The organism is Janthinobacterium sp. LPB2021202312-11-4, assembly GCF_037049705.1.
In the GTDB taxonomy this organism is placed as follows: Bacteria; Pseudomonadota; Gammaproteobacteria; order Pseudomonadales; family Pseudomonadaceae; genus Aquipseudomonas.
Map to the genome: position 1 here is coordinate 18,382 of NZ_JBAGKV010000036.1, position 23,331 is coordinate 41,712.

General features: G+C 60.0%; 25 protein-coding genes and 1 pseudogene. 8 read left to right on the top strand and 18 right to left on the bottom strand.

All coding sequences use genetic code 11. The features are described from left to right. Positions 1-51 precede the first annotated feature (51 nt). Positions 52-921, top strand: coding sequence for an AraC family transcriptional regulator (locus V5E99_RS27025; RefSeq protein WP_499805359.1), 870 nt, complete (start codon positions 52-54; stop codon positions 919-921). A gap of 96 nt (positions 922-1,017) precedes the next feature. Here the strand turns inward: V5E99_RS27025 and V5E99_RS27030 are convergent, their stop codons facing one another. Beyond that, complete coding sequence (locus V5E99_RS27030; RefSeq protein WP_499805360.1) at positions 1,018-1,920, bottom strand: AraC family transcriptional regulator; 903 nt, start codon at positions 1,918-1,920, stop codon at positions 1,018-1,020. Between the two features lie 122 nt (positions 1,921-2,042). Here V5E99_RS27030 and V5E99_RS27035 point away from each other — a divergent pair, with 122 nt between their 5' ends. Next, positions 2,043-2,543 carry a hypothetical protein gene (locus V5E99_RS27035; RefSeq protein WP_499805361.1) on the top strand — a complete coding sequence of 167 codons (501 nt, stop codon included), beginning with the start codon at positions 2,043-2,045 and terminating at the stop codon, positions 2,541-2,543. Positions 2,544-2,640: 97 nt separating this feature from the next. Here V5E99_RS27035 and V5E99_RS27040 read toward each other — a convergent pair whose 3' ends face one another. Then, complete coding sequence (locus V5E99_RS27040; RefSeq protein ID WP_499805362.1) at positions 2,641-2,859, bottom strand: hypothetical protein; 219 nt, start codon at positions 2,857-2,859, stop codon at positions 2,641-2,643. A gap of 102 nt (positions 2,860-2,961) precedes the next feature. Continuing rightward, a complete protein-coding gene (locus V5E99_RS27045; RefSeq protein WP_499805363.1) occupies positions 2,962-3,174 on the bottom strand; it encodes a hypothetical protein in 213 nt (70 codons plus the stop codon). 295 nt (positions 3,175-3,469) lie between these two features. Between V5E99_RS27045 and V5E99_RS27050 the strand changes: the two genes are divergently transcribed. Further along, a complete protein-coding gene (locus tag V5E99_RS27050) occupies positions 3,470-3,667 on the top strand; it encodes a hypothetical protein (protein ID WP_499805364.1) in 198 nt (65 codons plus the stop codon). Between the two features lie 51 nt (positions 3,668-3,718). Here the strand turns inward: V5E99_RS27050 and V5E99_RS27055 are convergent, their stop codons facing one another. Beyond that, positions 3,719-4,717: an acyltransferase family protein gene (locus V5E99_RS27055; protein WP_499805366.1), complete on the bottom strand. Its 999-nt coding sequence runs from the start codon at positions 4,715-4,717 to the stop codon at positions 3,719-3,721. A 198-nt stretch (positions 4,718-4,915) separates the two neighbouring features. Between V5E99_RS27055 and V5E99_RS27060 the strand changes: the two genes are divergently transcribed. After that, complete coding sequence (locus V5E99_RS27060; protein ID WP_499805367.1) at positions 4,916-5,116, top strand: hypothetical protein; 201 nt, start codon at positions 4,916-4,918, stop codon at positions 5,114-5,116. A gap of 37 nt (positions 5,117-5,153) precedes the next feature. Here V5E99_RS27060 and metC read toward each other — a convergent pair whose 3' ends face one another. The 11 genes and pseudogenes from metC to V5E99_RS27115 form a co-directional block, all read right to left on the bottom strand. Next, positions 5,154-6,350 (bottom strand): cystathionine beta-lyase, encoded by a 1,197-nt coding sequence (metC, locus tag V5E99_RS27065; protein ID WP_499805403.1) that lies wholly within the window; start codon positions 6,348-6,350, stop codon positions 5,154-5,156. Further along, positions 6,336-7,889: pseudogene (locus tag V5E99_RS27070) on the bottom strand (rhodanese-like domain-containing protein); the annotation flags it as partial. The pseudogene V5E99_RS27070 and the gene metC, both read right to left, overlap by 15 nt. A 24-nt stretch (positions 7,890-7,913) precedes the next feature. Next, positions 7,914-8,570, bottom strand: a complete 657-nt coding sequence (locus V5E99_RS27075; RefSeq protein ID WP_499805368.1) for a glutathione S-transferase N-terminal domain-containing protein — start codon at positions 8,568-8,570, stop codon at positions 7,914-7,916. After that, positions 8,567-9,163, bottom strand: a complete 597-nt coding sequence (locus V5E99_RS27080) for a cysteine dioxygenase family protein (RefSeq protein ID WP_499805369.1) — start codon at positions 9,161-9,163, stop codon at positions 8,567-8,569. Before V5E99_RS27080 ends, V5E99_RS27075 begins: the two co-directional genes overlap by 4 nt. Before the next feature lie 15 nt (positions 9,164-9,178). Continuing rightward, positions 9,179-10,015, bottom strand: coding sequence for an amino acid ABC transporter ATP-binding protein (locus tag V5E99_RS27085; protein ID WP_499805370.1), 837 nt, complete (start codon positions 10,013-10,015; stop codon positions 9,179-9,181). Continuing rightward, a complete protein-coding gene (locus V5E99_RS27090; RefSeq protein WP_499805371.1) occupies positions 10,002-10,790 on the bottom strand; it encodes an amino acid ABC transporter permease in 789 nt (262 codons plus the stop codon). Before V5E99_RS27090 ends, V5E99_RS27085 begins: the two co-directional genes overlap by 14 nt. Further along, positions 10,780-11,514, bottom strand: a complete 735-nt coding sequence (locus tag V5E99_RS27095; protein ID WP_499805372.1) for an amino acid ABC transporter permease — start codon at positions 11,512-11,514, stop codon at positions 10,780-10,782. Before V5E99_RS27095 ends, V5E99_RS27090 begins: the two co-directional genes overlap by 11 nt. Next, entirely contained in the window at positions 11,511-12,722 is a 1,212-nt protein-coding gene (locus V5E99_RS27100; protein ID WP_499805374.1) for an aminotransferase class I/II-fold pyridoxal phosphate-dependent enzyme, read from the bottom strand. The genes V5E99_RS27095 and V5E99_RS27100 overlap by 4 nt, the downstream gene beginning before the upstream one ends. Further along, complete coding sequence (locus tag V5E99_RS27105; RefSeq protein WP_499805375.1) at positions 12,719-14,143, bottom strand: FAD-binding oxidoreductase; 1,425 nt, start codon at positions 14,141-14,143, stop codon at positions 12,719-12,721. The genes V5E99_RS27100 and V5E99_RS27105 overlap by 4 nt, the downstream gene beginning before the upstream one ends. Then, a complete protein-coding gene (locus V5E99_RS27110; RefSeq protein WP_499805376.1) occupies positions 14,140-14,991 on the bottom strand; it encodes a transporter substrate-binding domain-containing protein in 852 nt (283 codons plus the stop codon). Before V5E99_RS27110 ends, V5E99_RS27105 begins: the two co-directional genes overlap by 4 nt. Before the next feature lie 45 nt (positions 14,992-15,036). Then, complete coding sequence (locus V5E99_RS27115; protein ID WP_499805377.1) at positions 15,037-15,837, bottom strand: transporter substrate-binding domain-containing protein; 801 nt, start codon at positions 15,835-15,837, stop codon at positions 15,037-15,039. Between the two features lie 281 nt (positions 15,838-16,118). Here V5E99_RS27115 and V5E99_RS27120 point away from each other — a divergent pair, with 281 nt between their 5' ends. Further along, on the top strand, positions 16,119-16,970 hold the full coding sequence (locus tag V5E99_RS27120; RefSeq protein WP_499805378.1) for a LysR substrate-binding domain-containing protein: 852 nt from the start codon (positions 16,119-16,121) through the stop codon (positions 16,968-16,970). 215 nt (positions 16,971-17,185) lie between these two features. Here the strand turns inward: V5E99_RS27120 and V5E99_RS27125 are convergent, their stop codons facing one another. Further along, positions 17,186-17,383 (bottom strand): YbdD/YjiX family protein, encoded by a 198-nt coding sequence (locus V5E99_RS27125; protein ID WP_201119648.1) that lies wholly within the window; start codon positions 17,381-17,383, stop codon positions 17,186-17,188. Between the two features lie 15 nt (positions 17,384-17,398). Next, positions 17,399-19,456: a carbon starvation CstA family protein gene (locus V5E99_RS27130; RefSeq protein ID WP_499805379.1), complete on the bottom strand. Its 2,058-nt coding sequence runs from the start codon at positions 19,454-19,456 to the stop codon at positions 17,399-17,401. 278 nt (positions 19,457-19,734) lie between these two features. Between V5E99_RS27130 and V5E99_RS27135 the strand changes: the two genes are divergently transcribed. Both V5E99_RS27135 and V5E99_RS27140 read left to right on the top strand, forming a co-directional pair. Continuing rightward, complete coding sequence (locus tag V5E99_RS27135) at positions 19,735-21,090, top strand: cache domain-containing protein (RefSeq protein WP_499805381.1); 1,356 nt, start codon at positions 19,735-19,737, stop codon at positions 21,088-21,090. A gap of 37 nt (positions 21,091-21,127) precedes the next feature. Further along, positions 21,128-21,760, top strand: a complete 633-nt coding sequence (locus V5E99_RS27140) for a response regulator (protein WP_499805382.1) — start codon at positions 21,128-21,130, stop codon at positions 21,758-21,760. Positions 21,761-21,849: 89 nt separating this feature from the next. Here the strand turns inward: V5E99_RS27140 and V5E99_RS27145 are convergent, their stop codons facing one another. Continuing rightward, on the bottom strand, positions 21,850-22,065 hold the full coding sequence (locus V5E99_RS27145) for a TOBE domain-containing protein (protein WP_034150404.1): 216 nt from the start codon (positions 22,063-22,065) through the stop codon (positions 21,850-21,852). A gap of 227 nt (positions 22,066-22,292) precedes the next feature. On the opposite strand from V5E99_RS27145, the gene V5E99_RS27150 reads away from it, so the two are divergent. After that, positions 22,293-23,246, top strand: coding sequence for an aliphatic sulfonate ABC transporter substrate-binding protein (locus V5E99_RS27150; RefSeq protein WP_499805384.1), 954 nt, complete (start codon positions 22,293-22,295; stop codon positions 23,244-23,246). Positions 23,247-23,331: the final 85 nt, after the last annotated feature.

Genomic DNA, 23,331 nt, shown 5'->3' on the forward strand with positions numbered 1-23,331 from the left:
GTCGCTATAGTCGACTCTATTGCCGACCGCACTTCCAGGAGCCTTGTCCCAGTGTCCGACACGCCGATTAACTTCGCTTACACAAAACGCTTCAACGACGTACTCGCCTACATTGATGACCATCTCGAAGGTGATTTGTCGGTGAAGACGCTGAGTCATGTGGCGAATTTTTCGGCGTTTCACTTCCATCGCCAGTTCACCGCATTCGTCGGCGTGCCTGTTTCACGTTATGTGCAACTGATGCGGCTACGACGCGCGGCACACCGGCTGGCCGCCCTCGCGGATTACTCGGTATTGGAGGCGGCACTCGGTGCTGGTTTCGAAAGCCCCGAGGCATTTTGCAGGGCGTTCAAGCGGGCGGTCGGTATGACGCCGAGTGCGTTCAGGAAGGCGCCGAACTGGCAGGTCTGGCATGCGGTGTTCGCCATCCCTCACTTTTCCAGGACCCTCATCATGCAAGTACGAATCGTGGAATTCCCCGAAGTCCGGGTCGCAGCACTTGAACACTGCGGCCCCACCGGGCTCGTCAATGAAAGCGTGCGCACGTTCATCGAGTGGCGTATGCAGAGCGGGCAGTCGCCGGTGGCCTCGAGTCGCAGCTTTGGCATTCCCTACGGCAACCCCGACACCACAACGGCGCAAGCATTTCGCTTCGCAATCTGCGGCGAGATTCAAGAGGCCGTGAAACCGAATGAATTCGGCGTGCGCGAGCTCGTCATTGCTGGCGGTCGCTGCGTCGTGGTGCGGCATGTAGGGTCACCGGACCACATCGGCGAATCGATCTATCCGATCTATCGCGACTGGCTTCCGGCCAGTGGCGAAGAACTTCGCGATCAGCCGCTGTTCTTCCATTATCTGAGCGTCTATCCGGAGACACCGCAGGATCAATGGCAAACGGATGTGTATATTCCGCTGCAATAACGGAGCACCTAAGCTCAATGGATTTTCCAGGCGGCTCATGGCACGGGTGCTGAAAAGAGCGTTTCAGCAGCGATAGAGCGGGGTCCCGCGCCTGATTCAAATGTGCTCTTCCGCCCCGCCCAGGCTGTTGTCGTCCCGTGGCGAGCGTCCGAAATACGCCTTGTAGGCGCGGCTGAAAGAAGCCTCGGACTCGTAGCCAATCGCAAACCCCACTTCGCCGATGCGGCTGTTGTGCTTGGCCAGCATCGTTTTTGCCAGGGTCAGTCGCCATTCATTCTGGTAACGCAGCGGTGAGCGTCCCACCAGCGCGCTGAACCGATCGCAGAAGCTTGACCGTGACATGCCGGCGATTGTGGCGAGTGCATCGATGCGCCATTGTTGCTCGGGCTTTTCATGGATGGTTCTGAGGGTCCGAGCGATGCGCTCGTCGGACAAGCCCCCTAGCCAGCCTGAGGCCATGCCGTGCTGAACCCAGGTTCGCAGGATGCGAATGACGGTGAGGTCAATGAGGCGCGAAACCATCAACGCGCCTCCAGGCTGCGTGTCATTGGCCTCGATGAGCATGAAATGCAGGATACCTTCTGCCCACGCGGCGGCTTCGGCTTGCTTGATATGGATCAGCCATGGCAGGGCGAACAGCATGGCCTGGAAGCTACTGGCATCGAACCAGAATCGACAGATGACGAGCGACGCAGGCCCCTTGGAGGCCGTGATGCTCAACGAAGACGGGTCGTGGGGCAACAGCAGGATGTCGCCCTGTTCGATCGTCTGGACCTGCCCGTCAGCGCCTTCGATGTGCAGCTGTCCCTTTTGCAGGACGCAGATGTGCGAGCTCTTTTCGTCCAGTTTCAGGCGTTGACCCAAAGCCTGTGTGGTGGAGTAGACGCGATCCCCGGTCAGACGAATCTGCGCCAGTACCTGCGAGAGCAGATCCCCTGTGGCCAGCCCCTCTAACTGCATCTCTGGACGAATGGTCAAGTCTTCGAGTAGATCCGTCATGTCAGTCCGGCCACGCCTTCAATAGTCTGAGCCCCGAATCATAACGCTTTCACGCGGTTGATCGGCAACGCAACAGCGTTCGCTGCGTTATCTACATCATCCAATCAAAAAGGAATAGTCGAATGTTCGGGATCTCTGCCCTTGGCTGGGTACACACCCTTGGAAGCTTGCCAGCCATTCCCTTGGCCGCCTGCATGTTCATCAAACACGGACGCATCGTCCCACGGTCGCGGGCCGGCCTTGCCTATTTCGTGTCGATGCTGATCGGCGGCTTGACTGTGTTTCTGGTGGCCCATCAACCGATCAGCCCGGTGATCGGGGCGGTCACGATCGTGCTGTTGCTCGCCGGTTACGGGGTTGGCTTCGTTGCCTGGCTGGGCCGAGCAGGGGTATACCTTGAAACCATCCTTTTGAGCTTGACGGCGTTCTTGCTGATGGTCCCGACCGTCTCGGAGACGTTGCGTCGAGTCCCCGATGGCCACCCCATCGTCACTGACCCGAATTCGCCATTGCTCAAAGGTGCGCTGGCTTTTATAGCCCTTACGCTCATTATTGGCGTGACGGCTCAGGTATTTGCTCTGAGAAAAGACGGCGCGCGCCTGGCTCGACAGGCACAGGGCTGACCCGGTATCGCTTCATTTGGCAAACAATTACAGCAGCCGAGTCTCTTGCGGCGGTGTCGACGCTTCAACAAATCGACGCGCGGCTCAAGCAGCCTGTTCAGACAACGGGTGGCGGCACAGAAGGATCGGTCCCGTCACGACTATTGATAAACGCATTCCAGTGCACATAGGCATCATGCTGGCGTTTGACCGCCTCCTCCCACACCGGTCCCGATACCGAGCGGGATGAGATCAGCCGCATCATCTCCGCTGTGGCCGCATCGAGATCCACCAGAAGCGCATGTGACTTGATCCTGAAATCATCGACTGATGTCATGGCGTCAACCCCTTGGGAATATCCGTCGCAGAGAAGCGAATGCTTCTGGATCTATGGAGCCTGAGTTCGAGAAATGATTCACGACTGCCGATCACCGGCAGCTCAGACCACCGGGGTAGTCTTGTCGGTGATGGCTGGAATATTCAGAAAAGCGTTCCAGCGTTCGTAGGCCTCGTGTTGTCGCTGCGTGGCAGCGTCCCATTCCGGACCTGAAACGCACTTTGATGTCACCAACGTCATCATTCCCATGGTTGCGGCATCCAGCTCGATCAAAAGCTCATGGGATTTGATGCGAAAGTCGTCAAATGAAGTCATTAATTTGCCTCGAGGCGGAGTTCACCGCCATTGAGGAACTGCTGCCCCTCAAGCCATGGAGTCCGGCGAGTCTCGATAATTCAAGCAGCCTGACGGTTGGTGCGTTTGAACCGGCACTCTGAGACGCCATTCGTCGCCTGTAAAAGCATAGCGCCCAATACCTGACGCCATCTGGCTCAAGGATTGCAAAGGCCGGTGCTAGCAGCCCCAGAACGACGTAATTCTGACGCGGCAGCAATCAAATCAACGCTTAGGACTCCAGCGATACGCTTGGTCAGTCACCGGGAGATGTAACGTGTCAACTCTCAATGAAATCGCAATGAACCACGCGAGAATGGCTAAGGCAAAGGAAGAAGAGTCGACCGGGCTGAGTGAGCGACAGCTTCAAATTGTGGGCAGTTTCGAAGTGCCTGTCATTGAAGTGCAACAGCACATCCCGCTTCACCTCATCGCTGGGGCGCAGGACAGCCATCTCGGCCAAGCCTGCGCCTGATCCCGTACGGATTTATCGCGCGCCAGTCCAGCGCGCGATAAACGCCCTCCCCTAAGCCGCAGATCCGCTGCCCAGTTCTCGACCCACGCCATCTCGGGTGCCCGTGCGCAGTGCATGACGAAACGTCAACGCTGGCCGCTCGACGAAGTAATACGACAGACCGCTCAGCACAAATGACAACACCAGAACGGCTGTGATGATCGGCGCGTCGTAGGCGACAGGCCAGAATGCGCGCAGCACATACATCACCACAAAGTGATTGAGAAACACCCCATAGCTGATGTTCCCCAGCAACTCGTCTATCCGGTGGTACTTCAATAGGCTCAGGAAATACACGACCGGGATGCCCAAAGCGATGCCCATGGTCACTTCCGCGTTAAAGGGGCGCCGAGCAATAACGCCCGTGATAATGGCCAGGAACATTAGTGCAGCAATCGCGGCGGTGCCGGCGACAATGACCTTCCCTTTAGTTTGCAACCGGTACAGGTAGCTTCCGCAAAGGAAGATAAAGAGAACGCCCGGCAGCAATCGGTAGCCGTAGACATCGGTGTTGATGTAACCCAGCAACGCGACCATAAAAACCGCCACGGACACCGCGAACGCAATGCCCCGCAGTTTGTAGACGAGCAGAAACGGTATCAGCAGGTAGAAACACGTTTCGAGCCCCAGCGACCAGCCCGGCGGCAGTATCTCGGGCACGGTGATGCCGTACATGTAGAAACCCATCGGCACGATTGGCAGGCTGGTGACGATATTTTTGACGGTCAGCGCCGCCGCTTGAGGCGTGCCGGGCAGCAGGAAATAAATCACGGTGCAGGAACTGACAAAGTAGAGCAGAAACTGCGGGTAGAGCCTCAACAGCCTATCAATGTAAAACAACGGAAACTGCTCGGATGCGTTGTAGTTCCGCTCGATCAAAGCGGTCATCACAAAGCCGCTGATCAGCAGGAAAGAAACCACCGCAATGACGCCTGGATTGAACCCCGCAAACGTCATGCCCATATGAGAAATCGCCACAAGCATCGCCAACAGCAGCCGATAAACCCCCACGCACATCATCCTTAAACAGTCATGATTATTTGGCGCGGGAAGTTACGTTGCTTTTAGCCCGAAGAGAAGTTTTATTCCGGTCAAAAACATGACTCGATAGTCACGCCAGGCTGGCACCCAGCGCTTTCCTCAACTAACGTTTCTACCTCATCGAACAGCGCCCTCATTGTTGGCGGGCGCTTAATCAAGGAGAGATAGATGACCGCCGTTCGTCTTGCCGAGCAAACCTATCGCGCCTGGTCCAGCCCCATCCTGCTTGAACTCAAGGAGCGAGAGCATCAACTGGAACCCGCCGCCCGCCAGGCGTTACAGAATGTGCTGGTGGAGAGAAGGCTGGTGAACACCGGCAACCCCGCTGGCCCGGAACGACGCGATGTGGGAAGCGACAAACTCTGGTAGCTGCCGCCCATCACTGATTCGCTGCCTCGACCTCGGGTTACCTCGCCGCAGCGAATCCCCGCGCCAGATCCTCGATCAACGCCTCGACGTCTTCCAGACCGATGTGCAAGCGCAGCACCGGGTTCAACAAGGGATCTGTCGGGCAATCCCGTTCCTTGAGATCGGCGACGGTGATCAAGCTTTCATAACCGCCCCAGGAAGCGCCCAGGCCAAACAGTTGCAGCGCATCGATGAAGCGCTCGACATAAGCCGCGTCGGCATCGCGTAATTCGAACGAGAGCAAACCGTTGCTGCCCTTGAAGTCGCGCAGCCACAAGGCATGATCGGGGTGATCGGGTAATGCCGGGTGGAACACCCGTTTCACTTGGGGTTGAACCTGGAGCCAGTGGGCGATTTCCAGTGCCTGGCGTTCGTGGACCTCGAGGCGAGTCGCCAGGGTTCGGGCGCCGCGTAGCACCAGATAGGCGTCGTCGGGGCTGACGACGTTGCCGAAGGTGTCGCCCATGGCCGCCAGCGGTTGCCAGACCTCCTGACGCGTGCAAACGCTGCCCATGACCACGTCGCTGTGACCGCTCAGGTACTTGGTCAGCGCCATGATCGAGATGTCCGCACCCAGGGTCAGCGGCCGGTACAGGTAGCCCGAACCCCAAGTATTGTCCACCGCCAACAGGATGCCGCGCGGTTTGCACAGGGCGGCGATGGCCGGCAAATCGCAGAGTTCATACAGCAGCGAACCGGGCACTTCGGTGTAGACCATTTTGGTGTTGGCTTGCAGCAGCGCTGGCAGGTCGCTGCCGTCCGGCGCGAAGTAGCTGACCTGAATGCCGAACGGCTGAAGAAACTCTCGAGCCAAGCGCCGCACGGGCGAATACACCGCGTCGGTGATCAGCACATGATCGCCGGGCCGCAGGTAGGCCAGGAATGTTTGCGCCACCGCTGCCAGGCCTGTGCCGAACAAGCGCGTGCGATAGCCGCCCTCAAGTTCGGTGACCAGGTCTTCCAAGGCGAACGCCGTCGGGTTGCCTCGGGCGCCGTAGCTCAGGACGCGCTCATGATCCCGGCGGGAACGGGCGTCGCGCATCTGCGCCAGGTTGTCGAACAGCACCGTGCTCAACCGCGTCACCGGGACGTTGACGCCGCGAGCACCATTGCCCTTTTCAGTGCGCGCGCAGTGGATCAGCCGAGTACGGACCCGCTCAGCACTGGACGCTTTCAGTGGCTTGAGACTGGCAATTTCCTCCTCGCTCATCTGCGCCAGCAAACCGATTTCCCACGCCAGGTATTGCCGCGCCGCGTCCTTGTTGCCGGAGTGGCGATCGTGGGTGAAGAACAGGAAGTCGATGCACTGCTCATCCGGCGGTGTGTTGCCCTCCTCGTCCAGTGCCAGGCCTTCCGCACGCCAGTCGCCGTCCAGCCGTCGAGTCTGCTTGCGCTGACGCTCGGGCAATTCCAGGGCCGCAAAAGCCGCCAACGCCGGATCGTCCGCCAGCAACACCACTGGCCGCTGTTCCCCCGCCAATTCGGCCGCCAGCAACGAACGGATCGACCAGCGTGAACCCGCGATATGACCTTTGCGATAACTCATGCTCGGGCGCAGATCCATCAGCGCGACCGCATCGTCCTTCAACGCATCGGCCAGTGCCTGCGGTGTGATCAGTGGCAACGCTTCAGTGGCGGCGACTTCAAGCCCGGGCAACACCAAACCACTGCTCGTGCCACCCTCAAGCACATCAGCCTCATGCCCCAACTGCCGCAGCCAACTCGCCACAATCGGCGCACGCACGCCATCGCTGTCGATCAGCACCAACCGCGCCTGGCGCACGCCGACATACAGATCCGTGGATTGAATCAACTGCCCGCCCGGCGTGTGTTGCGCCCCCGGCAGACTGCCGGCGGCAAACTCCTCAGCGGTGCGCACATCGCACAGAAACAAACTGCGGCCAGCCTCCCGCGACCACTGCTCAACCTGCGCCGCCGCAACCGTTTTCACACCAGCCTTTTGCGCCAGTTGCGCGGCGGCCAAGCGCTGAGCCGGCAAGGCGTCCGACGACACCTCATCGGCATAGCGCCGCGTGCTGCCGTGTTCCAGTTGCAAATCTTCCAGATACCAACCTTGCGTCCCGTTCTCCAGCGCATAGACCGGGTTCTTCACGCCCAGATTGATCAAGGTCTGCGCGCCGATAATGCTGCGGGTTCGACCGGCGCAATTGACCACGATGGGCGTGCTGTCGTCCGGCACCAGATCGTGCACGCGATAACCCAGCTCACCGTTCGGACAGCACACCGAACCGGGAATGGTCATCTTGCGGTATTCATCGAATGGCCGACCGTCGAGCACCACCAGCGGCTCGCCCCGGGCTTGCCATTCGGCGAGTTGCGCGGCGGTGACATGCGGCGTATGGCTGGCCTCTTCCACCAACTCGCCAAACGCCTTGGAGGGCACATGTACGCCGGCAAACAGCTGGAAACCGGCGGCCTGCCACCCCTCGGCGCCGCCCTCGAGAACATGCACGCAGCCATAACCCAACGCCTGCAAACGCCGGGCGGCACGCGCCGCAACATCGCCGCCGTCCTGGTCATAGATCACCAGCCGTACCTGAGGATTCGGCGCCAGACGCCGAGCCTCCAGCTCCAGGCGGCTGTAGGGCAGGTTCACGCCGAAAAACAGATGGGCTTCGCCATATTGGCCATGCTCACGCACGTCAAACAGGGCGATTTCCTGCCCGTCGAACAGCCACTGCTGCAGTTGCCCTGGAGTTACGGTCTGGCTCATGGAAGTCCCGCTTGAAAAATAGAGTTATTGAAGCGCGAGGGAGCGCTCATTGGCCGCGATGGCGCGGCCCTTGGCGTAGGCACGCTGAATGGCGGGCCGGGCCTTGAGGCGTTCGCGCCAGGCGTGGATCTGCGGGTAGTGCGCCAGGTCCTGGCCCTGTCGCAGCGGCTGAATCCACGGGAAGATCGCCATGTCGGCGACGGAGTATTCTCCCGCCACATACAGCACCTCGGACAACCGCGTTTCCAGCACCCGATACAGCCGCGTCGCCTCGGCATTCAGTAGGTCGAGGGCGAACGGAATCGGCTCCGGCGCCTTCTCCTTGAACAGTTGCAACTGGCTCAGGTACGGCGTGACATGTCCGACCTGCCAGAACAGCCATTCCTGGACCTTTTGCCGCTCGGCAGTCCCCGCTGGCGGCAGAAAACGCCCGGCCTTGTCGGCCAGGTAATTGAGGATCGCGCCAGATTCAAACAGGCTCAGCGGCGCGTCCAACGCCTCAGGTGAATGATCGACAATCGCCGGAATCCGCCCATTGGCGCTGATGCGCTGGAACGCTGCCTGCTTCTGCTCGCCTTCGCGGATGTTGATCGGCAATAGGCGATAATCCAGCCCAAGTTCTTCAAGCAGGATGCCGATCTTCAAGCCATTGCCAGTCGGCCAGTAATACAGATCGATCATGCGTAGGCCTTGATCGACGGGGCCATTTGCGAGGCGTTGTAGTTGAGAATCCGCCCGTCCGCCTCGACGCCATAACGGCCGTTGAGGGATTCCAGCGGCAAGCCATACAGGTGGAAATGCAGGGTCGCGGACTCGCCTTCGACACGAATGCCATGCAGGTCTTCGCCCAGGAACGCGATCGAGGTGCCGGGTTGCACGATCACTTCTTTTTCCAGGTGCAACGTGGTGAAGCCAGGCTCGCGGCCTTCATCGCTGCGCCCGTAGACGTAGTTGATTTCCTGGCCTTCGACGGCGCTGATGATCGCCCAGGTTTCGTGGTTGTGCGGCAGCGTACTTTTGCCCGGCAGCAACGAGTTCAGGTACAGCGTCGGCGTGTCACCGTCGTCATTCAGGCGATAGCGGAACGCGGTGTTGCCCTGCCCCGGCACGGGCGCCGGGAACGTGTGGAAATTGAACAGGTCGCGGCGCTCGGCCAGGGTTTCGAGCAAAGCGACGATTTCCACCAGCGCGGCGCGGTCAACGCCCCGTTGATTGATGACGCGGATTTTCTTGAGGAAATCCTCGATGACGACGGCACGGTTATCGGTACTCATGAATTAGCTCCTCGGTTACACGGACAGGCTGTAGCGGCTCAGGTTGGTCAACAGGTACGGATCGTTGGAATGTGCCGGGCGGCGTCCCGGATCACCCAAGGCATGGCGCAAGAACTCTTGGGTTCGTTCGCTGCCCGGGTGCTGGAAAATTTGTGCGGCGCTGCCATGTTCGACGATCACGCCGTTTTCGGTGAAGTAGACGATGTCGCTGATCTCTTCGGCAAAGCGCATTTCGTGGGTCACCAGTACGCAGGTCATGCCCTCTTCGGTCAGCTCGCGAATCACCGTCAGCACCTCGCCGACGGTTTCCGGATCGAGGGCCGAGGTCACTTCATCAAACAGAATCAATTCCGGGCGCATGGCCAAGGCCCGGGCAATCGCCACCCGTTGTTGCTGGCCACCGGACAACTGGCCCGGATAGGCATCAGCCTTGTGTTCCATGCGCACTTTGGCGAGCAATGCCCGGGCTTCTTTCTCGGCGTCAGTCCGGCTGCGCCCCAAGACCTTGCGTGGCGCGATCATCAGGTTTTCCAGCACCGACAAATGCGGGAACAGGTTGTACTGCTGGAACACAAACCCCACGCGCTTGCGCAACTCGATGCGCTGGGCTTCCTTGGCCAGGGTGTGCACGTCGGTGGCGCCGACGCGGATGCTGCCCCGTTGAGGCTGCAACAGCCCGGTGATGCAGCGCAGGATGGTCGATTTGCCGGAGCCCGACGGGCCGATGATCGACACGGCCTGGCCGCGATGAACGTCGAGGTCGATGCCCTTGAGCACCGGGTTGGCGCCGAATGACAGGTGCAAATCGCGCAGGCTGACCAGGGGCTCGGCGACGGTTTCAATAGAAGGCATAACGTCGCTCCAGGCGTTGGGTCAGTCGGGAAATCGGGTAGCAATAGGCAAAGAACAGCACCAGCAAACTCAGGTAAATCACTACGGTAAAACCGGTCATGTTCACGGTGTTGCTGGCGATCTGCGCGGTGTCGATCACGTCATGCACCCCCACCAGCGAGGCCAGCGCCGTGCCCATGGTGATCACCGCGTAGAGGTTCATCCACGGCGGCAACATCCGCTTGAAACACTGCGGCAGGATGATCGAACGGAAAATCTGCCCACGGGTGAAGGCCAGGGACCGCGCCGCTTCCCATTGGGTGCTGGGGATCGAGCCGATGGCGCCGCGGAAGATTTCCGCGACGTTGGCACTCGCCGGCAACGCCAGGCCAATGGTGACTTTCACCCAGTCCGGGAATGAGACGTAGGTGCTGCCGAGCTTGATTTCGAACGGGAACACGTAGGTGGTGAAATAGATCAGCACCAGCCACGGTGCATTGCGGAAAATCTGCACCCAGATCTGCGCCGGCAAGCGCAACAGTCTTAGCGGCGATACGGCCAATGCGCCCACCAGCAAGCCCAACAACGAACCCAGACCGATCGCCACCAGGCTGATCAGAATGTTCTGGCCGAAGCCCACGGCCAAGGCCGGCGACCATTGCAGCAAGGCCTTGAACACCGGACTTTGCGGGGCGAAGTACAGCAGAAACAACACCGCGCCAGCCAACAACAGCAACTTGCCGACATGCCGGCGCGGCCAGGCCAGCGGTGCGCTGACGGACGATTCAATGGCCATAGCCGGGCATCCTCAGGCGCGCTTCGAGCAAGCGCCCCACGCAATTGACGATAAAACTCAGCAGGCCGAAAAAGCTCAGGATCAGGATCATCAGTTCCAGCACGTTATCGCTTTGGGTCCAGATCATGATTGCCGCGTAGGTGATGTCACCGACGGCAATCGCCGAGGCTACGGCGGTCATTTTCACCAGGTCGATCAGGTTGTTGATCAGCGACGGCAAGGCAAAGCGCAGGGCCAGTGGCAGTTGCACGTTCCAGAGCAACTGGCGGCTGCTGAAGGCCAGGGAGCTGGCGGCCTCGAGGGTCACCGCTGGCACCGCCTCGATGCCGGCGCGCAAGGCTTCGGCGTGGAACGCACCTTTGTGCAGCGAGATCACGATCACCACCCAGGCAAACGGGGTCAGCGGGTTGGCCGTGCCGACGGCTTGAGTCAGCAGCATGTTCAGCACCAGGAACGCGCAATACAGCTGCACCAAGGTCGGTGTGTTGCGGGTGACTTCGATAAACACCCGTGCCGGTTTTGCCAGCCAGGGTTTGCCCGAGGTCAGCATCGCCGCCAACCCGACACCAGCCAGCAAACTGCCGACGATGGTGAACAGGCACAGCAGCGCGGTGGTCAGCGCGCCCTGCTCCAGCGTGCCGCGTTGATAGGCGTCCAGCAGGAAGTTGTAATTGAGGCCAAACCCGGCAGTCCAGTGGACGAACAGCTCCAACAGATGACTCATGCGTCGCCCCGTAATTGCCCGCAGGCGTGAGCGATGCGGCGTCCGGCTTCGGCAACGCTGTCGGTCGCGGTGGCGATGGACAGGCGAAACCACGGCGACAAGCCATAAGCAATGCCCGCGACACCGGCCACGCCCTCCTCCAGCAAATACGCGACGACGTCGGCGTCGTTTTGCAGGCGTTCGCCGTTCGGGCGAAAACGACCCAACAGGCCTTCGCAGCGCACAAACACGAAGAAGCCCCCATGGGGTTCAAGCACTTCCAGACCGTTCACGGCTTTTAACGCCGTCACCAACAGGTCCCGACGCTGCTGATAGGCTGCGACCTGGACCGGCAAGAAATCCAGCCCACCATCGAACGCGGCCAACGCAGCAGCCTGTCCGACCGAGGAAGCGCCTGAAGTCGATTGCGACTGCACCACCGCCATCGCGCTGGCCAGCACCTGCGGCCCGGCCCCGAAACCGATGCGCCAACCGGTCATGGCGTAAGTCTTGGACACGCCGCCCACCAACAGGCAACGCGGCTGCAGATCCGGCGCGACGTTCAGCAAACTCTGCGGTGGCTGGCCATCGAAGCGGATATGTTCGTAAAGCTCATCCAGCAGAATCAGCACCTGCGGATGCCGACGCAGCACCTCGGCCAACGCCTGCAATTCCGCAACGCTGTACACCGCGCCACTTGGGTTGCCGGGGCCGTTGAGGATCAGCCAACGGGTGCGCTCGCCGATGTGTTGCTCCAACTGGCCCGGCGTCAGTTTGCAGCCCTGGGCCAACCCGCATTCGATGAATACCGGCTCGCCGCCATTGAAGCGCACGCTGTCCGGGAACGACGGCCAGTACGGCGTCGGCACCAGTACTTCGTCACCATCGTCGAGGGTCGCAGCGAAAGCGTTGAAGATGATCTGCTTGGCGCCGTTGGCAATCACGATGGATTCGAGCGGGTAATCCAGCCGATTTTCACGCTGGAGTTTGCGCTGTACGGCCAGTCTTAACGCCTTCACTCCGGGCGTCGGTGTGTACTTGGTCGCACCGGCGGCGATGGCAGCGCAGGCCGCTTGTTTGATGTGCTCCGGCGTGTCGAAATCCGGCTCGCCGGTGGTCAGGTCGAGGATGTCGCGACCGGTTTCACGCAACGCCGTGGCTTGGGATTTGGCCGCCGCATTAGCCGACAACGACACCCGCTGCACACGTTTTGACAGACGAAGGCTCATGGCTTCAACACCTCCACGACTTTGCCCGGATTGAGCAGGTTTTTCGGGTCCAGGGCGTGCTTGATGCGGCGCATCAGGTCGAGTTCCACCGGGCTTTTATAGCGCTCCAGCAAACCGGTTTTGCGCTGGCCGATGCCATGTTCGGCGCTGATGGAGCCGCCGTGGGCGTGGGCGCTGTCGTGGACCAACAGGCTGAGCGCCGCGTAGTTGGCCATGTGCGCCTCGACCGTCGAATCCAGCGGATGAGAGACGTTGTAATGCAGGTTGCCGTCGCCCAAATGGCCGAAGGTGAAATTCCACACGCCGGGAAAATGCGTTTGCAACAGCGCATCGGTGTGCGCGACAAACGCCACCACCTCGGAAATCGGCACCGAGATGTCGTGCTTCATGTTGCGCCCGGCACGCTTCTGCGCCTCGCTCATGTTCTCCCGCAACAGCCACAACCCTTCGCTTTGGGCCAGGCTTTCGGCGATCAGCGCATTGGCCAGCAGTTTCAGTTCAAAAGCTTCACCGAGCACCGTTTCAAAGGCTTCGCGGGCATGGCTTTCGCTGTGGTTGTCGGAGAGTTCCAGCAGCGCGAACCACGGCTGCGCAGCGCCGAGAAACGGTTGCGGACCTTGGGGAAACTGCTCGCGCAGCAAGGCCAGGCAATCGGCACTGAGCAATTCGAACGCGGTCAGGCTGGCACCGAAACCGGCGCGGGCATGGGACAGAAATTTTACAGCCTGAGCTAATGAGTCAAAGGCCAACAGCGCAGTGGCCTGGGCCTTGGGCAGCGGAAACAGTTTGAGGGTCGCGGCGGTGATGATGCCGAGGGTGCCTTCGCTGCCGATAAACAGGTCGCGCAGGTCGTAACCCGTGTTGTCCTTGCGCAGACCACGCAGGCCATTCCAGATTTCGCCCTGGGCGGTGACCACTTCCAGGCCCAGGGTCAGCTCGCGGGTATTGCCATAACGCAGCACCGCCGTGCCGCCCGCATTGGTGCCGAGATTGCCGCCAATCGTGCAACTGCCTTCGGCGCCCAGGCTCAGGGGAAACAGGCGTCCGGCGTTACGCGCCACGTCCTGCACGGTTTGCAGAATGCAGCCGGCCTCGACGGTCAGGGTGTCATTGTCGGTATCAACGGCGCGCACCCGGTTCAGGCGATCGAGCAACAACAGCACGGCGCGGCCACTCGCATCGGGGGTCGCGCCGCCCATCAAACCGGTGTTGCCGCCCTGCACCACCACCGGCGTATCTGACGCCACGCAAGCGCGCACCACCGCCGCGACTTCCTCGGTGTTCGCCGGGTGTATGGCGGCGATCACCTGGCCGACGTAACGGCCCTGCTTGTCAGTCAGGTACGGCGCGGCCTCTTCGCCACTTTGCACGTGACGGGCGCCGAGCAACTGCTGCAATGTCGCGAACAACCCTTGGCTCATGGCTGAACCGCCAATGGCGCGGCGTTGCGGTATTGCTCATGCAGATCTCGCAGGGCCTGGGATGGCGCCATGCCGGTGCGCTCGCCCAACGCGATCAACCAGCCGCTGCGGTGCCAGTCGCGGACGATGGCATCCAGCTTGGCCTGGGTGTCGTGCTCGCCTTTGCGAATCCAGATCACCGAATTCGACGGGATCAAATCCCCCGGCAGCGGAATTTCATAACCGGCCCATTCGGCATCGCTCAACAACGCATGCATGGTCGGGCTGACATGCACCGCCGCCACACACCCATTGCCACGCAGGGACAACAGTGATTCGGATTGACTGCGGAAGGCCTTGATCTCGGCGCCGTAGGTTTCCTGCAACGGCTTGATGAAGTTGCTGCCCTGGGACACGCACACAGGCTTGCCCTTGAGATCGGCCCACTGAGTGATGCCCGAGCCTTTGCGAATCAAAGCGGCGCCGCCGACTTCTTCATAAGGTGTCGGCACGTAGTCGAGAATCTCGGCGCGCTCTTCGGTGAACTGCATGTTGGCGATCAGGATGTCGACCTTGCCCTGTTGCAGGAACTGCACGCGGTTAGGCGCCAGCACCGAAACGGTCTTGGTTTCGACCCCCAGCGCCTGGCCGATGCCCTTGGCCAATTCGACGTTATAGCCCAGGTGTTCGCCGGTTTTCGGGTCGATGGTGCCGAACGGCGGCCCGCTGAGAATCACCCCGACACTGACGGCGTGACGTTGCCCGATCTTGTCCAGGGTGGCGTCCGCCTGCACCAGGCTGGCGGCCAGCGCGGCGCACCCGGCCAGGCACAGGGTGGTCAGGGTTTTAGCGGAAAAAAGTGGCTTCATGCACGGCTACCTTGAGCGTTGATCGATTGAAAACGAGAGCCGGACTCAGGCGCCGTTGGCCTGGAACTGTTTCTGAAACTCGACCAGCGCCGGGGATGCCGGGGTGATGTGGTTGCGGGTCTGGGCTTCGATCAGCCAGCCGCTGCGGTGCAGCTCTTTGATGATCGGGTCGAGTTTGGCCTGGGTGTCGCTTTCGCCACGGCGGGTCCAGATCACCGACGGCGCCGGGTTGAGTTCCGGGGCGATCGCGCGATAGCCCTGCCATTCGGCGGTGTCGGCAATCAACGGGTTGATCAGCGTGGCGTCGTGCACGGCGGCGACGCAGTTGTTGCCGCGCAGGGCCAGCAAGGATTCCGACGAGCTCTTGAACGCCTTGATCTCGGCGCCCAACTCGGTCAGCGGCTTGACGTAGCTGCTGCCCTGGGAGGTGCAGACCGGTTGGTTTTTCAGGCCTTCCCAGCGGGTGATCTTGCTGTCCTTCAGGACGGCTGCGGTGCCGCCGACACGGTAGAACGGCGTCGGCACAAAGCCGAGGATTTCGCCGCGTTCGGCGGTCCATTCCATGTTGGCGATCAGCAAATCGACTTTGCCCTGTTGCAGAAATTGCACGCGGTTAGCCGGCAGTACCGGCACCAGTTGCACCTCGGCTTTAAGTTGCCGGCCGAGTTCTTCAGCCAGGTCCACGTTCAAACCGCGAGGTTTCTGGCTGGCGGGATCGATGCCGCCAAAAGGACCGCCGGACAGCAGCACGCCGACCACCAGCACATGACGTTGCTCGATTTTTTCAAGGGTGGCATCAGCCTGAGCGGCACTCATGCCAGCCAACGAGACCAAAGCGCCCAGCATGACAGGCAACAATCGTTTTACAGGTGAGCGCTCGAACAACATGGATTTCCCCTCTTGGATGATCGGCGTACCCCGACCTGATGAGTGGCATCCTAGGTACAGCGCTCAGGCAACGGAAATGCAAATATCTAATATCGTTATAACTCGGAAGGTTTTGTTTTTTAGAAAAATGCTTATAACGGCGCTTTTACTGGCTCTTCAGGCCACTCAATAAAATTCGTTTCGCCGAAAACATAAAAATATGTAATGTTTAGGTTCGTGCCCTTGATATAAAAACTGCCATGTCCACCCTTGATCTCGAATTACTGCGCACCTTCATTGCCGTGGTCGATTACCACAGTTTTGCCGAGGCCGGCGCGCAACTGGACCGTACGCAATCGTCGGTCACCCAACACATGCAGCGCCTGGAACAACAGGTCGGCGTGAGTCTGTTCGAGAAGCGCGGGCGGCAAAAGCAGCTCACGGAGGCCGGCCAGCAATTGCTGAGGCATGCGCGGCAGATGCTTTCGCTCAACGATGACGCGCTCAATTCCCTGCGGGAAAGCAGCTTGAGCGGTGTGCTGCGCATCGGTTCGCCCCATGACATCGCCGATACCATCCTGCCGCCGATGCTCAGTCACATCGCCCGTTCAGCACCGCGCTTGCGGCTGGAGATCGACGTCGGGCGCAGTCCGTTCCTGATGGATGACTTGCACCGGGGCAAGGTGGATATGGTGATTTCTACCCGCCAGGACCCGAGCCTTGAAGGCTTCGCCTTGCGCACCTCGCCGGTGTGGTGGATTTGCTCGGCGCAGTACATTCACAACCCCGGCGAACCGCTGCCGCTGATTCTGGTGGATGAACCGAGCATCTATCGTCGCTATGCACTGGAAGCGCTGGAGCGGGCGAACATTCCCTGGCGCCAGGCATACCTGGCGTCGAACCTGATCGGCATTAAAGCCGCGACCCACGCAGGGCTGGGCGTGACCCCGAGAAGCATGGAAATGCTCGGGCCGGACATGCGGGTATTGGGGGAAAACGATGGATTGCCGCGCTTGCCGGACGTGACGTATTACTTGTGGATTCGGCCGAATACGGTGAATCCGCTGGTGCGCCGGGCCTACGATCTGATCAAGAGCAATCAAGGCCACTGACAATACAAACCAAAACGGTAGGAGCAAGGCTTGCCCGCGATGGCGTCTTCAAGATCGTCATCGCGGGCAAGCCTTGCTCCTACAGAGGTTATGTTTACCGGTGATGGCGCCTGCAAGATCGCTATCGCGGGCAAGCCTTGCTCCTACAGAGGTCATGTTTACCGGCGATGGCGCCCCGAAGATCGCCATCGCGGGCGAGCCTTGCTCCTACGAGGTTAACAACACTTCGGCCCCGCCTTGCTGCCGTAGCGCGCCTCCTGACGTTCCCGGAAGAACATCTCGTAGCTCATCACCGGTTTGTCCGGGTGTTTGGTTTGCATGTGCTCGACGTAATTGTCGTAGTCGGGCATGCCGACCATCAGGCGCGCGGCCTGACCGAGGTATTTACCGAGGCGACTCAGGTCATTGAACATCGTGGCGATCCTCGATCACGCGTCCGGCACGGCCTGGAACGGCGATTCTTTATCCGTGCGTTCCTTGCTGCCCCAAGCCGAAATCCCGACCTTGAGCGCGTAGAACAGGATGCTGAACACCACGAACAGAAACAGCGCCGTCAGCGTTGCGTTGGTGTAGGCGTTCCAGATCACGTGTTGCATCTGGTCGATGCTTTTGGCCGGGGCGAGGATCTGACCGCTGGCCAGGGCATCGCTGTATTTCTTCGCCAGGGCCAGGAAGCCAATCGCCGGATTAGCGTCGAACAACTTGATGAAACCGGCGGTGGTGGTGCAGATCAACAACCACGCCGCTGGCACCAAGGTCACCCAGATGTAGCGCTGGCGTTTCATTTTGATCAGCACAACCGTGGCGAGCATCAGCGCGATGCCGGCGAGCATCTGGTTGGAGATGCCGAACAGCGGCCACAAGGTGTTGATGCCGCCCAGCGGATCGATCACGCCTTGATAGAGCAAGTACCCCCACATCGCCACACAACCGGCGGTGGCGATCAGGTTGGCGGTCCAGGATTCCGTGCGCTTGAGCGCCGGAACGAAGGAGCCAAGCAAATCCTGGAGCATAAAACGTCCGGCCCGCGTGCCCGCATCGACGGCGGTCAGGATAAACAGCGCTTCAAACAGGATCGCGAAGTGGTACCAGAACGCCATGGTGTTTTCACCCGGCAGAACGCTGTGCAGGATCTGCGCAATGCCGACGGCCAGGGTCGGCGCACCGCCGGCGCGAGCCAGCACGGTGGTTTCACCGATGTCGTGGGCCACCGCTTGCAGCGCTTCCGGCGTAATCGAAAAACCCCAACTGCTGACGGTTTGCGCCACTTGAATCACGTCACCACCGACCACGGCGGCCGGGCTGTTCATGGCGAAGTACACGCCCGGCTCGATCACCGAGGCGGCAACCATCGCCATGATCGCGACAAACGATTCCATCAACATGCCGCCATAGCCGATGTAACGGGCATGGCCTTCGCTGGCGAGCAACTTCGGCGTGGTGCCGGAGGCGATCAACGCGTGGAAACCCGAGACCGCACCGCACGCGATGGTGATGAACAGGAACGGGAACAAACCGCCCTTCCACACCGGGCCGGTGCCGTCGATGAACTGGGTCAGGGCCGGCATTTTCAGCTCGGGCATGGTCACCAGGATGCCGATGGCCAACGCGATGATGGTGCCGATTTTCAGGAAGGTGGAGAGGTAGTCACGCGGGGCCAGAATCAGCCACACCGGCATGACCGCCGCAACGAAACCGTAGCCGATCAGCATCCAGGTGATCTGGATTCCGGTGAAGCTGAAGGCCTTGGCCCAGACCGGATCAGCGGCAATCTGCCCACCGACGAAGATCGAACCGAGCAGCAGCGCCACGCCGATCACCGAGATTTCACCGATGCGGCCCGGACGGATGTAGCGCATGTAAATGCCCATGAACATCGCAATCGGGATGGTCGCCATCACGGTGAACATGCCCCACGGGCTATCGGCCAAAGCCTTGACCACGATCAGCGCCAGCACCGCGAGGATGATGATCATGATCAGGAAGCAGCCAAACAGCGCGATGGTGCCGGGAACCCGGCCCATTTCTTCGCGGACCATGTCACCCAGGGAACGACCATTGCGGCGGGTGGACATGAACAGGACCATAAAGTCCTGAACCGCACCGGCGAACACCACCCCGGCAATCAGCCAGAGCGTGCCGGGCAAGTAACCCATCTGCGCGGCCAGAACTGGACCGACCAAAGGCCCGGCGCCGGCAATCGCGGCGAAGTGGTGACCGAAAAGAATGTGTTTGTTGGTCGGGACGTAATCCAGGCCATCGTTGTTGAGGACGGCGGGAGTGGCTCGATTGGGATCGAGTTGCATCACCTTGGTGGCGATGAACAGGCTGTAGTAGCGGTAGGCAACAAGGTAGATGGCGGTGGCGGCGACGACAATCCAGAGGGCGTTGATCGCTTCGCCGCGGCGCAGGGCCACGACACTCAGCGCAATCGCTCCAATGACAGCCACGACAAACCAGGCGAGGTGTTTAACCAGACGGGTCATTGCGTGTCTCCTGCCGGCAGTCCGATAGGCCGCGGCGATAATTTTTATAATTGGTGCCCGTTATGCGAGCCTGCCTAATATCCGCGCATGTCGCCATCAGTGAAATCCGCAGTACTACGTAAGGCCCTTCTACGTAGTACTACGCAGATCGCCCGATCCCGTTAGTCCGCCCGCGCTTCAGGCTGGCGAAGTAAAGGTCTTTTTGGCCTATCATGCCCCCACCACGACACCCGCCAACGGCCCTGCCGCACCGTCGCCCGGTCTGGACAGGAGTAGATATGCAGCTCAAACACAAAATCGTTGCCCTCGGCATCCTGCCGCTGATCCTGGCGATTGCCGTCATTTGCGCGTTGGTTATCGTCCAGAATCGACAGCTCGGCGAGCAGCAGGCGCAGTTGATCGAGGACAGCATCCTCGCCAGCAAACGGGCCGAACTGAAAAACTACGTAGAAATGGCCAAGAGCCTGATCGAACCGCTGTACGCCGACGGCAAGGGTGACGAAGTCGCGCAGCAGCGCGTGCTCGAAGAGCTGCGCAAACTGAGCTTCGGGATTGACGGCTACTTCTTCGTGTATGACCGCCAGGGTCGCAGCCTGATGCACGCGCGGCAGTCCGAACTGGTCGGCAAATACCTCTGGAACATGACCGACCCCCACGGCTTGCCGGTGATTCAGGCGTTGCTGAAAAGCGCCGAATCCGGCGCCGGTTTTCAACGCTATGCCTGGAAAAAACCCTCGACCGGGGCGGTCACTGACAAGCTCGCCTATGTGGTGATGCTGGACCGTTGGGGCTGGATGCTCGGCACCGGCATCTACCTTGAAGACGTCGAACAGGCAACTCAGCAAGCCCGTAATGAAGTCGCCCAGGGCATCCACGGCACCATGCTTGCCATCGCCGCTGTCGCGCTGATTGCCGTGCTGCTGGTGTTTATCAGCGGCATGACCCTGAACGTCAGCGAACATCGCCTGGCCGACAAGAAACTCCAGCGCCTCAACCAGCGCATCGTCAGTCTTCAGGAAGAGGAACGCTCGCGAGTGTCCCGCGAACTGCATGACGGCATCAGCCAGTTGCTGGTGTCGATCAAGTTCCAGTTCGAACTGGCCAGCCACTTGATCGAGGCCGGCCGCGACAATGGCCTGAATGTTTTACACGAGGCCACCGAGCGCCTCGGCAGTGCCATCGGCGAGGTGCGAAGCATTTCCCATGACTTGCGTTCATCGCTGCTCGACACCCTGGGCCTGCCCGCCGCCATGGGTCAACTGGCCGCCGAGTTCCAGCAACGCAGTGGTTTGCAGGTGAACTATGAAAGCGAGTTGGTCGAGTGTGATTTGGTGGACGGCGCGGCGGTGGCGCTGTTCCGCATCGCCCAGGAAGGCCTGACCAATATTGAACGGCATGCCCAGGCGAGTACGGTGTCGATCACGCTGCAAGGTTCCGACGATGCACTGCGCCTGGTCATCGTCGACGACGGCATCGGTTTTAACGTCAATCGCGTCGAACGCCTGAACGCCGGTATCGGCTTGCGCAATATCCGTGAACGGGTGGAGCACTTCGGTGGCCGACTCGACCTTCATTCAACGCCGGGCCGCAGCGAGCTGAATGTGCTGCTGCCCCTGAGTGTGACGGCCGCCTGAGCCGATCACCGTTGCACAACAATAAGAGAAATAACTGATGAGCCTTCCCTTTCCGATCCGCGTCGCCCTCGTTGACGATCATTCCCTGGTCCGCGACGGCATTCGTGCCTTGCTGGCGGTAGTGGATTTTCTCGACATCGTCGGTGAAGCCGACAGCGGTGCCAGCGCGGTTGAAATGGTCGCCCGGACCCTGCCCGATCTGCTGCTGGTGGACATCGGCCTCAAGGACATGAACGGTCTTGAGCTGACACGGCTGCTGCGCCGCGAACATCCGTCGATCAAGATTCTGATTTTGAGCATGTACGACAACAACGAGTACGTGAGCGAGTCGGTACGCTCAGGCGCCAGCGGCTACGTGCTGAAGAATTCGCCATCGCGGGAAATCATTGCGGCGATCGAAGCGATTGCCAGCGGCGGCACGTTCTACAGCGCCGAAATCGCCCAGAAACTGGCGGCCGAGCGCCCCACCGACAACGAGCTCACCCCGCGTGAAAGCGAGGTGCTGTGCAAAATGCTGTTGGGGCTGAACAACAAGGAAATGGCACGCGAGCTCGACATCAGCGTGCGCACGGTGGAAACCCATCGTCTGAGCATCCGCCGCAAACTGAACATCGACAAACCGGCGGCGTTGCTCAACTACGCGATTGAGCGTGGGTTGATTTCCCGCTGAGAATCTCGAGTCACACAAAATGTGTGATCAGGAGGCTTCTCTGTGGCGAGTTCCCTCGCCACAAGGACAGTGTTTCCTCTAAACAGGATTTAGAGCTTGGCAATCGACACTTCGGTGGATTTAACGAACGCGATCACTTCACTGCCAATTTTCAATTCCAGATCGCGCACCGAGCGGGTGGTGATCACCGAGGTAACGATGCCGGACGCGGTTTGAACATCGATTTCGGAAACCACTTCGCCTTCCAGGATTTCCTTGATGACGCCTTTGAACTGGTTACGAACGTTGATCGCTTTGATAGTCATGTTTGAGGCTTCCTGTCTGATGTGGGGCAAAACCGCACTGAGGTGCAGGCCTTCAAAATGCACCTGATCAAAGAACATTAAAAGGAATAAATAACGATTTGGTTATTCCTGTATAGAATATTAAAAACCCTTAAGCTCAGACCTAAAAATTATTTAAAGAATAATTCTTAGAACCTTATGCTCATGACAGATAGCCACCTTCTCCTTTGCTAACTGTTGAGTCCGCCATGTCGAAGCCCCTGAAAAACGCTGTCCTGACCGGTCTGGTTGTTGCGCTCGCCTTGTCTTTCACGCTCCAGGCCCAGGCGCGAGAAACGGTGCGGATCGGTTACCAGAAATCATCGACTCTGATCACCCTGCTGAAAACCCAGGGCACCCTGGAAAAGACCCTTGCGCAGAACAACATCGATGTCACCTGGCACGAGTTCTCCAGTGGCTTGCCGCTGCTGGAAGCGTTGAATGTCGGTAATGTCGATATCAGCGCCGACGTGGCCGACACCGTGCCGATTTTCGCTCAGGCCGCCCAAGCCAAACTGACGTATTTTGCCGAGGAGGCGCCCTCGCCTTCAGCCCAGGCGATTGTCGTGCGCAAGGATTCGCCCTTGCAGCGACTGGTGGATTTGAAAGGCAAAAAAATTGCGGTGACTAAAGCCGCCGGCTCGCACTACCTGCTGATCGCGGCGCTGAACAAGGCCGGTTTGAAATTTTCCGACATTGAGCCGGCCTACCTGTCACCGGCCGATGGCCGGGCGGCATTCGAGAACAACAAGGTCGATGCCTGGGTCACCTGGGAACCCTTCCTCACCGGCGTACAACGTCAACTGCCGACCCGCACCCTGGCGGACGGCACCGGTCTGGCCAGTTACAAACGCTACTACCTGACCAGTAACACCTACGCCAAGGCCCACCCTGAAGTCTTGAAGCTGGTTTACCAGCAATTGCAGAAGACCGGCGACTGGGTGAAACACAATCCCCGCGATGCCGCGCAAGTGCTCGGCCCGCTCTGGGGCAACCTTGATGTGGAAACCGTCGAGGCCGCCAATGCCCATCGCAGTTATCAGGTTGAACCGGTGAAAGCCGATCAGTTGGGCGAACAGCAAAAAATCGCCGACGCATTTTTTGCCGAAGGCTTGCTGCCCAAGGCAGTGGATGCCAAAGACGTCGAGATCTGGAAACCCTAGAACTTGGCCCTGAGGGAAGTGCTCACAAATATCTGACTCACCCAGAATCAATTGTGGGAGCGGGCTTGCTCGCGAAAGCGGTGTG